This is a genomic window from Veillonellaceae bacterium (assembly GCA_012523975.1).
GTDB lineage: Bacteria > Bacillota > Negativicutes > JAAYSF01 > JAAYSF01 > JAAYSF01.
On the sequence record JAAYSF010000085.1, the window covers coordinates 18957 to 32395 of the forward strand.

Sequence of the window (13439 nt, forward strand, 5' to 3'; positions counted from 1 at the left end):
CCTAAATCGTATCCTTAAAGTAATTAATTGTTGCCTTTAATCCGTCATCCAGTGTTATCCGCGGCTGCCAGCCAAGTTTACTCATTGCCAACGTGATATCAGGCTGCCGCTGGCGCGGGTCATCGGCAGGCAGCTTTTGAAATATCAATTTTGAATTAGATGCTGTTAAGGCCAAAACTTTTTCAGCCAGTTGTAAGATGGTAAATTCGCTTGGATTACCTAAATTTACCGGTCCGTTAAAACCTCTTTCGGTTTCCATCATAGCTATCAGACCGTCGACTAGATCATCGATATAGCAGAAAGACCTGGTCTGATTGCCGGTTCCATACACCGTAATATCTTGATTTCTCAAAGCTTGCACGATAAAGTTGCTAACTACCCGGCCATCATTTGGGTCCATATTAGGTCCATAGGTATTAAAGATACGGACAACCTTAATATCTAAGCCAAATTCCCGTTGATAATCGAAACAAAGCGTTTCGGCGCAGCGCTTACTTTCATCATAACAGGCGCGCCTTCCGATTGGATTGACATTTCCCCAGTAACTTTCCGGTTGAGGATGGACAAGCGGGTCACCATATACTTCCGAAGTTGATGTATGCAATATTTTGGCCCCATTGGCCTGCGCAAGTTCCAGCATGTTGTTAAGGCCAAAAACACTGGTTTTCAGGGTATTCAATGGATTTCTCTGATAATGCTCCGGGCTTGCCGGACATGCCAAGTTGTAAATTTGATCTACCGCGAGGTCTAGTGGTTCTGTAACATCATGTTCGATAAACTCAAAAAACGGGGTATTTAAGAGCTCAGCCACATTCGACTTGAATCCGGTATAAAGATTATCTAAACATAGTACCTTATGGCCTTGTTTGACCAGACGTTTACACAGATGACTGCCAATAAAACCGGCTCCGCCTGTTACTAAAATCCGCTTAGACATAATAGCCCCTCCCAACGCAAAAATACTCAAAGCCTAATTGAGCCATTTGCTCGGGGTCATATTGATTCCGTCCATCAAAAATAAGCGGCCGCCGCATACGGCGCTTCATTTCTGCGAAGTCAGGCTGCTTAAATTGCTGCCACTCTGTCACTAACACTATGGCATCAGCACTATCCAAGGCTGCCATCATATTGCCGGCAAAGTCAATATGCTCGGCACAGTCCGCGAGCATTTGCCGGGCTTGAGATGCTGCCTCAGGGTCGTAGGCTGAAATAGTTACTCCCATCTCGGTCAGCATTCTAATAATCACAACAGACGGCGCTTCCCGCATATCATCAGTCTGCGGTTTGAAGGCCAACCCCCATACAGCAATCTTTTTTCCGGTTAATTCTCCCTTAAAATAGCGACAAATCATGTCTGCCAGATAACATTTCTGGCACTCATTAACATTTTCAACGGCACGGGCTATTTCCATTTCAATACCGTATCGCTGTCCGGTGGCAATAAGTTCTTTAACATCTTTAGGGAAACACGATCCACCATATCCGGCACCTGCATTAAGAAAATGCATACCGATACGACGGTCTGTCCCCATACCCTGCCGGACACTATTGATGTCTGCTCCAACCTTATCGCATAAACGGGCAATCTCGTTAATAAAACTAATCCGTGTTGCCAGCATAGCATTGGCTGCGTATTTGCTTATTTCAGCCGATTTTTCATCCATTAGCAAAATAGAATCTTTATCTTGAATAAACGGCAGATACAACTGTTTTACACAGTCAGCCGCCGCTTTATTACTTGCGCCAATGACTACCCGATCCGGCCGCATAAAATCCTCTACTGCGCCGCCTTCCTTTAAAAACTCAGGATTTGAAACAACATCAAACTGAATTTCAACACCCCGCAAGGCTAATTCATCACTGACAATCAGCCGCACCGCCTGTGCAGTACCGACCGGCACCGTCGACTTATTAACGATAACAATTGGGTTGACGATTAGCTGCCCGATTTCGCGGGCAGCTGCGTATACCTGCGATAAATCTACCTTACCATCTTTCCCTGTTGGTGTACCGACTGTTATAAACGCAACAGTGGCATCCTCTAGCGCCCTCTCTAAGCTAGTTGTAAAATACAGCCGCCCTGCCTTAGTATTTTTATCAACAATCTCTGCAAGGCCTGGTTCAAAAATTGGCAATTTGCCTTGGTTTAGGCTATCAATCTTGGCTTGATCCTTGTCAACACACCAAACAGTATTACCTGTTTCAGCCAGGCATGCACCTGTTACCAAACCGACATAACCCGTTCCTGCAACAGCGATTTTCAAGGTCACCACCCCTATCTGGCTCATGCTAAATCATTATCATCATTTTCATGCTATTCACCAGATAGTTAAAGGGTTACAGTACTTGTACACAGGCCTTTTTAAAAATTAAAACTCAGCTGTAACATAAGTCTGCGACAATTCATATATTACACTAAAAGTTTGCAAAAGGAGGGTAATTAGAGTGGTCGATGACCGAAAGTCTGGTTGCTGTGACTGTTGTAACGACATTCGCGATATTGTTGCCTGCGTTTGCAGCCTTGATAAAGAATTTGAATGCGTCGAAGAAGCGTTAGGTCATTGTGATAACCAAACTAAAGCTAAGGTGCTTACTTGTGTAATTCTGCGCGAAATTAAAGAGCTTGATCACAAGCTCAATCGCATTATACGCCATTTAAAATGCCCGCAGTAAATTAATTAGACTTCAATAGAAAATAAGCCCCACAGCGTGTACTCCTTCTACTGCGGGGCTTATTAGTATGCTAAAAATCTATAGAGGTGAATTATGGCCGATTTTACCTTAACAACGCCGGTAGCATTTTTTATTTTTAACCGTCCTGATACAACTGCTCAAGTTTTTGAACAGATACGTCAGGCTAAACCGCAGAAGCTATTAGTCGTTGCCGACGGCCCCCGAACAACACACGCTGCGGATATCGACAAATGCGCCGCGACCAGGTCAATCATCGATACAATTGACTGGGACTGTCAAGTATTAACTAATTACTCCGACATAAATCTGGGCTGTAAGGTTCGTATGTCTTCAGGTCTTGATTGGGTCTTCAATACAGTCGATCAAGCCATTATCCTTGAACACGACACCTTACCCCACCCGTCCTTCTTCCGCTTTTGTCAGGAACTGCTGACACAATATCACGACGATAACCGAGTCATGAACATCTCGGGCTGTAATTTTCAATTCGGCAACCAACGAACCAATTACAGTTATTATTTCTCACGTTGTGTACATTGCTGGGGCTGGGCATCTTGGCGTCGAGCTTGGCAATATTATGACATCACTATGTCGCTGTGGCCCGAGGTTTCTCAAGGTGATTTACTTCAATCGCTATTAGTTCATGACCAGGCGCTGGCCTACTGGCACAAAGTGTTCGATGTCACCTATCACGGCTATATCAACACTTGGGACTATCAATGGGTTTTTAACTGTTGGAGTCAAAATGGGCTTTGTATATTACCTAATATCAACTTAATTTCAAACATTGGCTTTAATGCTGAAGGAACACACACAACCAACACTTCGTCCCGGGTTGCCAATTTGCCGACTGGGCAAATGGATTTTCCGCTCCGGCACCCACCTATTATGCTGCCGGACGTCGAGGCCGATAAATTTACACAGCAGCTCTATAATTCCGGAGAGATGTAAAATGACGGAGGATTTATAATGATTAGGGATTTGCGCGTTGGTATCCCAATTGTCGGCAGTAAAGGCTGGCTAGGCGGCGTTTCACATATGGAGCTCCACGTTAAAGCCGTCACTGCGCTGCCTAAAGATGAGCGCCCGCAGCTCTTTCTTGTTATTACTGACGACTCGTTTGAAAGTTACCAATTTTACCGTTCTTGGGTCACTTTGTTTGATAGCGTGATCTATATAGGATCTGACTGTGAAAAGGTTTCAGCTATAACAGAGTTGCCGGTTATCCACTGTAAAAGCTGGGATGAGCTTTTTACCATAATTGACTTCTTTTTTCCGGTTAGTTTTAATGTCCTTCCAAATCACTGTGCGGCTTCATGGATCCACGATTTCCAGCATAAACACCTGCCAGATTTTTTCCCTGCTCATGACATTGCCTTGCGCGACGATCTTTGTCAGCGTATTGCCGATCAAGCTAAACTGGTTTTCTGCAGCAGCCGCGCGGTCGAAAGTGATTTTAAACGGTTTTATCCTGATTCCAAGGCTTTGACGTATGTATTGGCGCTGCGCATAAAGCCCGAACCTGAATGGTATGAAGGTGATCCAATTGCAGTCCAAAATAAGTATGGCTTACCGGATGAGTTTGTACTTTGCTCAAATCAATTTTGGGTACATAAGAATCACCGTCTGTTGTTCGCGGCTATTGCCCAACTGCGTCAAACAGGTCAAGATGTTCATCTGGCCTGTACAGGTTTGCCGAATGATTTCCGCTGCCCGGACTATATGGACCAACTTAAAGCATATATCGAAGAACTGGGGATTGCTGACCTTATCCACATTTTAGGGCAAATTCCGCGCCAGGATCAGATTCAGCTTATCCGCCGCTCACTGTTTGTTGTGCAGCCCTCACTGTTCGAGGGGCTTAGTCTTATCGTGCAGGAATGCCGGGCCTTAGGGAAAACAATCGTCTTGTCGGATCTGGATGTTCATATAGAACACGAATATGGAGTTTACTTTAAGCGAGCAGATAGCAAAGACCTTGCCGCTAAAATGCGTCAACTTGTTTATCACGCTAAACCGGGCCCAGATACTATGCGGGAAATCGAGGCCAGGCTGCAAGCTGAAGGGCTGACAATCGGGTATGGAAAATCTTTCTGTAAAATGGTCGAGCAAGCCCAAGCATTATTCAACACTAACAGACCGCCTTCGACTGACTCACCAGTTCTTATTGCCACATCACTTGCACTATCGGCTGATATGTCCAGTCAACGGCATGCTATCGATAGTTGGCTGCAAGCAGGGTTTGCCGTAGTCTCATTAAACAGGCCCGAAGATATTTCGGCACTTAAGCGTGAGTTTCCCGATATTAGCTTTGCTGTTTTAAGCCATAACGGTGGCAACAATTATAACGCGCGACAAGTTTATCTAAATGATTTGCTAAATTACCTACGACAGAGCAATACCGCAGTTTGCGGCATAGTAGAGCCTGATATTTGCCTTTATGGAAGTAATTTAGTGGCCGCCATTGCTAAAGAAGCTGTTAACTGCCTGATATATCAAGAAAAAACTAGCATCGAAGGTCTTCGCTGCTTTGAGGGAACGGCCTTTCCCGGACCAGGCTGTATCTTTTTCGACCGTCAAATTTTGGCTTGCTATCCGAATGAGACGTTTAGTCTAGACCAGCCCTGGTGGGATTACTGGGCCATTCTTATTCCGCTTATCAATAAAATCCCGATTAAACATGTGACAACACCATTTGCTTACCACGTCACTCATAGTCAGCATTATGATATTGATATTATGATATCACTCGGCAGCATTCTGGCTAAATATGCCCCGCCCCCCTTTGAACTGTCTGGCCAGACTTTAGCAAAATACCAGACAATTATTGCCCAAATCATCAGCAACCACTCGCTTGACGTTGCCATCTATAATCTTAACGTCAACGATATAGCTTACCGCGAGGTGAAGGCATGAAAAAAGCATTAATTACCGGAATAACCGGGCAGGATGGTGCCTATCTGGCTGAATTCTTACTTAATAAAGGGTATGAAGTGCACGGTATAAAACGACGTTCATCGCTGTTCAACACCCAGCGAATTGATCATCTTTACCGGGATACCCACGAAGAAAATGTACGTTTTATTCTGCACTACGGCGATTTAACTGATTGTGCTAATCTTATCCGCATAATGCAAGAAGTACAGCCTGATGAGGTTTATAATTTAGCTGCTCAAAGCCATGTTAAAGTATCTTTTGAAACCCCCGAGTATACTGCTAATAGTGATGCGGTTGGCACTTTACGGCTGCTTGAGGCTATCCGCATTCTGGATTTAACCGAAAAAACAAAATTCTACCAGGCTTCAACCAGTGAATTATTCGGTAAAGTACAGGAAGTACCGCAACGAGAAACTACTCCCTTTTATCCGCGCAGCCCATATGCGGCAGCCAAATTATATTCGTATTGGATAACAGTTAACTACCGCGAGGCCTATAATATATTTGCCTGTAACGGCATCCTTTTTAACCACGAATCACCGCTGAGAGGCGAAACCTTTGTCACGCGTAAAATTACCAGAGGCGTCGCCCGCATCAAACTTGGGTTACAGGATGTATTCTACCTTGGCAACCTGAACGCAAAACGTGACTGGGGCTATGCCGGTGATTACGTTGAGGCCATGTGGCTAATGCTGCAGCAGGAGCAGCCAGATGATTTTGTCATTGCTACTGGGGAAACTCATTCAGTCCGCGAGTTTGTAGAGCTAGCCTTTAAGAATGTCGGGATAAATATCATTTGGCGTGGCACCGGCATCGACGAACATGGTGTTGATGAAGCAACAGGCAAAATCGTGGTTAGAGTCGACCCGCGCTACTTCCGTCCTACCGAAGTTGATTTATTGTTGGGAGACGCTGCCAAAGCCAAAGCAAAACTTGGCTGGCAGCCTAAAGTCACCTTTCCGGAGCTAGTCGCCATGATGGTCAAAGCGGACACCGACCAGGCAAAATGCGATTTACTCTGCCAAAGCAATGGATTTCGAGTCCCTCAGTATGAAGAATAAACGGAATAACAAAGCTGACCTGTTTGGGAGGTCAGCTTTGTTACTCTTGCAGTATTATGGGGTAATCTACGTCTACTTGGTCCCGTTCTTTTTTTAGCACCGGACATTCATCGCAGTAGGCAGCAATCGCAACCCAATTCTCAGTACCGACTACTTTGGCAGGATGCGGTGCATCGGTGGGAATCAAAAAACAGGTACCAGGTTCGAGCACATATTCATTATCGCTGATAGTTAGTATCGCCTTACCCTTAATAGTATAGACAATCTCATCACCCAAATGAATATGCGGCGTGCCTACTGATCCAGGCGGGACATCCAAGAACGCCATCTTTAAGAAGTTGCTGCAAGTGGTCCTTGGCGAAAAAAAAACCTGCCGAAAGATTTGGCCAAACTGTTCCTGCTTTAAGATTTCGAGCTTTTTAATCTCGGGAACTTTTTTAATCTCCAATTCCAATACCTCCTATTGGCCTACCGAATTCCTATTAGAAGGTATGAAAAACGGCCTGGTGCTATGCCTCATGCCAGACTGAGCAGACTGGTAAAATATTACTTAGCAGCAGTTTTTATTGGGAAGCATTACATAAAAAGTAGTCCCTTTGAGGCTGGAATCCACAGTAATCCGTCCATGGTGCCGTTCGACTATGCTATAGCATACCGACAGTCCTAGCCCCGTTCCTTGCGGCTTAGTCGTGATAAAAGGCGTACCGAGTTTATCTAAAACAGCGGCATCTATTCCCGACCCTTCATCCTGAATAGCTAAAATTACGTCCTGATTGTCTAAGTAGGTCTGAATTGTTAGCTTGCCCCCGCTTTCCATAGCTTCCAGTCCGTTGCGTACCAGGTTTAATATAAGCTGGCGTATCTCCCTTTCATCTAGGGTTAATCTCGGAATATCGCCTGCCAAATCCAGCTTAATTTCCTTATTATTCATCATAGCATCGGCTTGAATTATTGGATATAGAGAATTAATTACGTCATTTAGATTTATACAGGCAGTTTGGATTGTTCTGTTACGCGCCAATGACAAAAATTGCGTAATTATATGATTTATCCGATCCAACTCTTCAATTACTATCTCAATATAACCGTGATCTCTTTCATTGGTTAGCCTTTTTCCCAGCAGTTGCAGAAACCCCCGCGCCGCCGTCATGGGATTGCGTATCTCATGAGCCACACTGGCAGCCATCTGACCAACTAAATTAAGGCTTTCCAGCTTAGACAGCTCTTTTTCAAACGCCCGCTGTTCAGTTATGTCATTCATCAGCAAAAGGATAAGGTCGCGGCCATTAAAATTAACAACCTCGTTCGACAGCAAAACCTCGCGCCTTTCCCCCCGCTTAGTCAGATAATAGGTCTCCAAATTAGAAATACCTGCTCGTTCAGCGATAGTTTTTTCTAATACTGCCGGAGCACATTCATAACATAGCTTTAGGTCGCCTATTGTACGACCAATCACCTCATATTTTGACCAGCCCGTATTACTTAAGAACTTGTTATTGACATCGATAAACCGTCCATCTTTGTCATGAATGCCCATCATAATCGGGCTTGCGCTAAACGCCATTGCAAAGCGCTTTTCAGATGCGCGCAGGGCCATTTCGATTTGCTGCCGCTGTAAATTCTCAGCTTTTAGACTATTATTTGCAGCCTCTAGCTCGCAGGTTCGCTCCTTTACCAACTCTTCCAGCTGATTTTTATAGGTTTGCAGTTCGTCTCTAGCTTTTTGCAATTCGAGATTTTTAATCTTAAGTTTAGTTATATCATAAAAAAAGACATACAGATTCCCAGCATTGGGAAACATGCGTAACTCAAACCAACTGGCTAACGGTTCATAGTAATACTCAAATTCAGCTTCTTTATCAGCTTGTACTGCCTGCTTATACATTTGACGCAAATCTTTAACCATAGTTGTAGGAAAAACCTCTGAAAAGCTCTTGCCGATAACTTCTGTTTTATGCTTAGCCAAAAACGCCAGAGCTTTTTTATTAATATATGTTAAACATAAGTTGCTATCCATAGCATAAAAGCCATCGGAAAGATTTTCAAGAATACAGGCTAGCACATCAGGTTTCATGTTGAACCTCCATAGTGAGTTAGGTATATATTTTTCCACAAAACAGCTTTTTACCTGCAAGAATTACCCCTTAAATAAAAAACCAGGCGCCGTAAAGCGCCCAGTTAACCTGCCAGCAAAGTAATTTATACCCCTAAGAATCTTGAAACAAAGCTGTCGACAAATATCTTTCACCGGTATCCGGCAAGAGGACGACAATGTTTTTACCCTTATTTTCAGGCCGTTTAGCAAGTTCAGTAGCTGTATGCAAAGCCGCGCCGCTTGATATTCCAATTAAGAGTCCTTCGTATTTTGCAACCTCTTTGGCCGCAGCAAAGGCTTCTTCGTTTTGGACCTTGGCAATGCTGTCAATGATAGCGGTATTTAGGACGCTAGGTACAAAACCAGCGCCAATTCCCTGGATTTTATGCGGCCCAGGCTTTCCACCCGAGATAACAGGAGAGTCAAATGGTTCAACCGCGATAATTTTCACTTCAGGCTTTCTTGCTTTCAAAACTTCACCAACGCCGGTAATCGTACCGCCAGTACCAACACCGGCAACAAAGATATCAACTTGACCATCAGTATCGCGCCAGATTTCCTCAGCCGTTGTTTTCTTATGCATTGCCGGGTTTGCAGGGTTCTCAAACTGCTGCGGCATAAAGGAATTGGGATTTTGAGCAACAAGTTCTTCGGCCCTCTTAATTGCGCCTTTCATGCCTTCTGCACCAGGAGTAAGTACAAGCTCGGCCCCCAAGGCTTTAAGGAGATTACGGCGTTCAACACTCATTGTATCAGGCATTGTTAGAATAAGTCTATAACCGCGGGCAGCGGCAACAAAGGCCAGGCCAACCCCGGTGTTTCCACTGGTAGGCTCGACAATTAATGTATCCTTGTTGATAAGTCCACGTTCTTCGGCATTTTGAATCATAGCATAACCAACCCGGTCTTTTACACTGCCAAGCGGATTAAAATATTCCAGTTTAGCGATAATTTTTGCCTCAAGCTCTTTGTTTTGTCCATAATTAGACAGTTCCAGCAATGGAGTATTACCGATAAGCTCAGTAAGATTTTTGGCAATTTTGGTCATTGTTTTTTTACCTCCTAAATTTAGTATTAGTATTTTAAAAACCAGACGTAATCATTCGAATCATATTTATACTAAGGCTATTTGTAAATAATTGAAAAAAATAAAAGGCTAAGTTAATCCGAGAACGGATAACTTAGCCTTTGGTTCTTCCAATCAGCTAATTATTTTATATCATAATCTTTACAAATATGTCAATAGCTATCTATCAGTCTTTTAAAATTTCATTCATACTGCCGCTGCGATAGCCGGCTAAATCTAGTGTTACAAAGGTAAAACCAAGTTTTTTAGAAACTGGCTTATCCGCGCGGCATTAGCAGGCTTAGCAAGAACTTGAACATCTGGTGACGAAACATCAATTCTGGCAAGATCGCCATAATGCCTGACCCGCATTCATCGACGGCTTTTATCCCCGGACGATAGTCTGACGTATCGTCAGCATTTGAACCTTCGAGCACCCATTTAAAACTATGTTCTTGAGCCCAGTTTTTTAGGGCTCCAAACCGTTCTTTTTTACAAAAATAGCATCTATTTGCGGTATTCTTTACAAAATCGTCACAGTTTAGCTCGCTAATATTGAGCAAAATATGCTTTATGCCTATTTCCTGGGCAATACTAATTGCTTCCTGCTCCTCATGCTTTGATAAGGTTTCCGAGTAAGCAGTTATTGCCATAGCCCTATCTCCCAGCACCTTATATGCCGCTGCAGCCAAGCATGTGCTGTCGACACCGCCCGAAAACCCAATGACAGCGCTTTCAAGCTTTCAAGCAAAACTGACAAATTCTTTAATTTTTCTTGGGTTTGTTTCATAAAACTCTCCTTACCAGCCCCGATATGCATACGTTAATTGGCTTGAATGGTCGTCTTACGCCAAGACTCCCCCCTCAACGGGGTTAGTCTTGGCCTTCAGTTTACTGATCAGCCCATCTTAATTATTCGCAGCAGTCAGAGCTTGTTCAAGATCATTAATTATATCCTGAACATCTTCAATACCGATTGATAATCTGACCATATCATCAGGAACTCCGGCGCTGGCCCGCTGTTCGGAAGTCAGTTGGGAGTGAGTGGTGCTAGCCGGGTGGATAACTAACGACTTAGCGTCGCCGACATTGGCTACCAACGAGAACAGTTTTAAAGAATTAATGAACTTCCGGCCGGCTTCTAATCCGCCTTTAATACCAAAGGTCAGCAGAGCGCCCGGGCCTTTCGGGAAGTACTTTTTCGCCAGTTCATAGTCGGGATGGCTCGCAAGCCCGGGGTAGCTCACCCAACTTACCTGTTCATGCTGAGCTAGGAATTCAGCAACATTTTGGGTGTTTTCCGTATGACGCTGCATTCTTAAGTGTAATGTTTCTAGGCCTTGCAGTAGTTGGAAACTATTGAACGGGCTTATGCAGGCCCCTAGATCGCGGAGAATTTGTACCCGCAATCTCGTGATGAAAGCTAGCGGTCCAAGCGCTTCAGCAAATTTTAAATCATGATAGCTCGGGTCGGGCTCGCTAAGCAGCGGAAATTTGCCGTTGCCCCAATCAAATTTGCCGCCGTCAACAACCAGGCCGCCCATTGATGTGCCATGACCGCCGATAAACTTGGTTGCTGAATGGATAATAATATCAGCGCCAAATTTAAATGGCCGGCATAGGTACGGTGTTGCAAAAGTCGCATCTACAATAAGCGGAATACCGTTTTCGTGAGCAATTTCTGCTACCTTTTCAATGTTAAGGATATCAATCTTCGGATTGCCGATTAATTCAGCATACAAGGCTTTGGTATTAGAGGTAATGGCCTTCCGGAAATTTTCCGGATTGCTGGCATCAACTAAGTGGACCTTAATCCCTAATCGCGGCAGGGTGTATGAAAACATATTGTAAGTTCCGCCGTATAAAGTCGAGGAGCTTACTATATCATCGCCAGCCTGGGCAATGTTAAAGATTGTAGCATTAATCGCCGCATGGCCTGATGCAAAAGCCAGCGCCCCTACACCATCCTCAAGCGCGGTTATTCTTTTTTCTAGCACATCGGTAGTTGGGTTCATGATACGGGTATAGATATTGCCTGTTTCCTTCAATTCGAATAGATTTGCGGCATGCTCACTGTCACGAAAACTATACGCCGTTGTTTGGTAAATAGGTGTTACCCTCGAACCAGTCGTCGGATCAGGCTCTTGTCCTGCATGTATTGCTAATGTATCAAACCTTAAATTTTCCGGTAATGTCATAATAAAACCCTCCATATCATTATTTTTTCTTTATAAACTCTTAATATTCAGTCCTAGATAGCAACAAGACGCTGTTCGAACTTAACAACTTTTCCACCCCGAATAACGATAGTAATTTCATCAACTCTTTCTGTTTCATTCCCTGCAATGCTATGCTGAGGGTCATTACAGTCGCTAAGGTCTTGTTTATCAATATCTCTACTCACAACTACACCTCATTTTATTTATAGTTACTCGGTAGTGACTAGCCTAGCACCGTAGTATGCCAGACTGCGCGCCTTAAGAAAAGAATGATGATGTTTCTCAGTCTTTTTGGAAAAAACACCGTTGCGAATAAACCTACTCAAAATCGGCCGCAATAGATGAAAGTCTATTAAAAAACCATCGTGCCCATAAAGACTGTCAATAAGGGTGTATTCTGTTCTAACGCCTAAATTCTTAAGGATTTTGGCTAGCTCTTCCTGCTGATAGGCCGGATATAAAATATCCGAGCTTACCCCAACCACTAATACTTCTGCCTTAATGCGGGCAAGAGCTGCCCGATAGCTAGGATAGCCATAACCTAGATCGTGAAGGTCAAGTGCATTTAACAAACAAAGATATGAGTTAGCGTCAAACCGCTTAACTAAGCTTTGACCTTGATAATCTAAATAGTTTTCTATCTCAAAAGCACCGCTGCGTCTAATACGACCAAATTTTTTATACATCATCGATTCAGTCTGATAGGTAATCATACCTAGCGCCCGGGCTATGCTTAGACCATTGTCTGGTGCGGCTCCCCCGTAATAATCTCCTTGCTGCCAATTAGGATCCAGCATAATCGTATCTTTAGCCACCTTGTTAAAAGCAATGGCCTGCGGTGAAGAATAACCGGGAGCGGCTATTACAATAACTCTGTCCATATACTTCGGGTAGGTTATAGCCCACTCAAGCGCTTGCATACCACCCATCGAGCCGCCGACAACAGCAAAAATATGCTCTATTTTTAAATAGTCCAAAAGCCTTTTTTGAACATGAACCATATCACGAATTGTTATATTGGGAAAGCGTGATCCATAAGGCTTGCCGTCGACCGGGCTTGGCGAAGCTGGTCCGGTTGTACCCTGACACCCGCCCAGCACATTAGTGCAGATTATATAGTATTTATCCGTATCCAATGGCCGACCCGGTCCAATTAACGGTTCCCACCAGCCTGGTTCATCGTGTTCGTCGTGAGCAGCAGGATGGCTGTCACCAGTTAGCGCATGAGTGACTAAAATGACATTACTGCCGTCCTCCGAAAGTTGACCATAAGTCTCATAAACAACAAAGACTTCATCTATTGTACCGCCCAGCGTCAACTGTAAAGGATTAGCAGGATTAGCCACTTGAGCAAGTTGCATATATGG

General features: G+C 44.1%; 12 protein-coding genes and 1 pseudogene. 4 read left to right on the forward strand and 9 right to left on the reverse strand.

Translation table 11 applies throughout. The features are described from left to right. Position 1 precedes the first annotated feature (1 nt). Positions 2 to 937: an SDR family oxidoreductase gene (locus tag GX348_11510; GenBank protein ID NLP42783.1), complete on the reverse strand. Its 936-nt coding sequence runs from the start codon at positions 935 to 937 to the stop codon at positions 2 to 4. Next, positions 930 to 2264, reverse strand: a complete 1335-nt coding sequence (locus GX348_11515; protein ID NLP42784.1) for a UDP-glucose/GDP-mannose dehydrogenase family protein — start codon at positions 2262 to 2264, stop codon at positions 930 to 932. Before GX348_11515 ends, GX348_11510 begins: the two co-directional genes overlap by 8 nt. A 181-nt stretch (positions 2265 to 2445) precedes the next feature. Between GX348_11515 and GX348_11520 the strand changes: the two genes are divergently transcribed. The 4 genes from GX348_11520 (at position 2446) to gmd (ending at position 6692) form a co-directional block, all read left to right on the forward strand. Then, positions 2446 to 2673 (forward strand): hypothetical protein, encoded by a 228-nt coding sequence (locus tag GX348_11520; GenBank protein NLP42785.1) that lies wholly within the window; start codon positions 2446 to 2448, stop codon positions 2671 to 2673. Between the two features lie 93 nt (positions 2674 to 2766). Continuing rightward, on the forward strand, positions 2767 to 3645 hold the full coding sequence (locus GX348_11525) for a glycosyltransferase family 2 protein (protein NLP42786.1): 879 nt from the start codon (positions 2767 to 2769) through the stop codon (positions 3643 to 3645). 18 nt (positions 3646 to 3663) lie between these two features. Beyond that, positions 3664 to 5610 (forward strand): glycosyltransferase family 4 protein, encoded by a 1947-nt coding sequence (locus GX348_11530; protein NLP42787.1) that lies wholly within the window; start codon positions 3664 to 3666, stop codon positions 5608 to 5610. After that, complete coding sequence (gene gmd / locus GX348_11535; protein NLP42788.1) at positions 5607 to 6692, forward strand: GDP-mannose 4,6-dehydratase; 1086 nt, start codon at positions 5607 to 5609, stop codon at positions 6690 to 6692. Before GX348_11530 ends, gmd begins: the two co-directional genes overlap by 4 nt. A gap of 40 nt (positions 6693 to 6732) precedes the next feature. Here gmd and GX348_11540 read toward each other — a convergent pair whose 3' ends face one another. From GX348_11540 to GX348_11570, 7 genes and pseudogenes are all read right to left on the reverse strand, one after another. Then, the gene (locus GX348_11540; GenBank protein NLP42789.1) at positions 6733 to 7140 is read right to left on the reverse strand and encodes a cupin domain-containing protein; all 408 of its coding nucleotides are present in this window, start codon (positions 7138 to 7140) and stop codon (positions 6733 to 6735) included. A gap of 102 nt (positions 7141 to 7242) precedes the next feature. Then, positions 7243 to 8766, reverse strand: a complete 1524-nt coding sequence (locus GX348_11545; protein NLP42790.1) for a PAS domain S-box protein — start codon at positions 8764 to 8766, stop codon at positions 7243 to 7245. A gap of 133 nt (positions 8767 to 8899) precedes the next feature. Beyond that, positions 8900 to 9835, reverse strand: a complete 936-nt coding sequence (gene cysK / locus GX348_11550) for a cysteine synthase A (protein NLP42791.1) — start codon at positions 9833 to 9835, stop codon at positions 8900 to 8902. Positions 9836 to 10040: 205 nt separating this feature from the next. Continuing rightward, positions 10041 to 10578 (reverse strand): annotated as a pseudogene (locus GX348_11555) (hypothetical protein). Positions 10579 to 10761: 183 nt separating this feature from the next. Next, on the reverse strand, positions 10762 to 12051 hold the full coding sequence (locus tag GX348_11560; GenBank protein ID NLP42792.1) for a homocysteine synthase: 1290 nt from the start codon (positions 12049 to 12051) through the stop codon (positions 10762 to 10764). A gap of 53 nt (positions 12052 to 12104) precedes the next feature. Further along, complete coding sequence (locus GX348_11565) at positions 12105 to 12257, reverse strand: hypothetical protein (protein ID NLP42793.1); 153 nt, start codon at positions 12255 to 12257, stop codon at positions 12105 to 12107. Between the two features lie 24 nt (positions 12258 to 12281). Continuing rightward, the gene (locus GX348_11570) at positions 12282 to 13433 is read right to left on the reverse strand and encodes a homoserine O-acetyltransferase (GenBank protein NLP42794.1); all 1152 of its coding nucleotides are present in this window, start codon (positions 13431 to 13433) and stop codon (positions 12282 to 12284) included. Positions 13434 to 13439: the final 6 nt, after the last annotated feature.

What these genes read in the sequence shown, in the direction of transcription:
- GX348_11510 (NLP42783.1), bottom strand. Translation starts at nt 937, where the DNA reads ATGTCTAAGCGGATTTTAGTAACAGGCGGAGCCGGTTTTATTGGCAGT.
- GX348_11525 (NLP42786.1), top strand. Translation starts at nt 2,767, where the DNA reads ATGGCCGATTTTACCTTAACAACGCCGGTAGCATTTTTTATTTTTAAC.
- GX348_11530 (NLP42787.1), top strand. Translation starts at nt 3,664, where the DNA reads ATGATTAGGGATTTGCGCGTTGGTATCCCAATTGTCGGCAGTAAAGGC.
- gmd (NLP42788.1), top strand. Translation starts at nt 5,607, where the DNA reads ATGAAAAAAGCATTAATTACCGGAATAACCGGGCAGGATGGTGCCTAT.
- GX348_11545 (NLP42790.1), bottom strand. Translation starts at nt 8,766, where the DNA reads ATGAAACCTGATGTGCTAGCCTGTATTCTTGAAAATCTTTCCGATGGC.
- cysK (NLP42791.1), bottom strand. Translation starts at nt 9,835, where the DNA reads ATGACCAAAATTGCCAAAAATCTTACTGAGCTTATCGGTAATACTCCA.
- GX348_11560 (NLP42792.1), bottom strand. Translation starts at nt 12,051, where the DNA reads ATGACATTACCGGAAAATTTAAGGTTTGATACATTAGCAATACATGCA.
- GX348_11570 (NLP42794.1), bottom strand. Translation starts at nt 13,433, where the DNA reads ATGCAACTTGCTCAAGTGGCTAATCCTGCTAATCCTTTACAGTTGACG.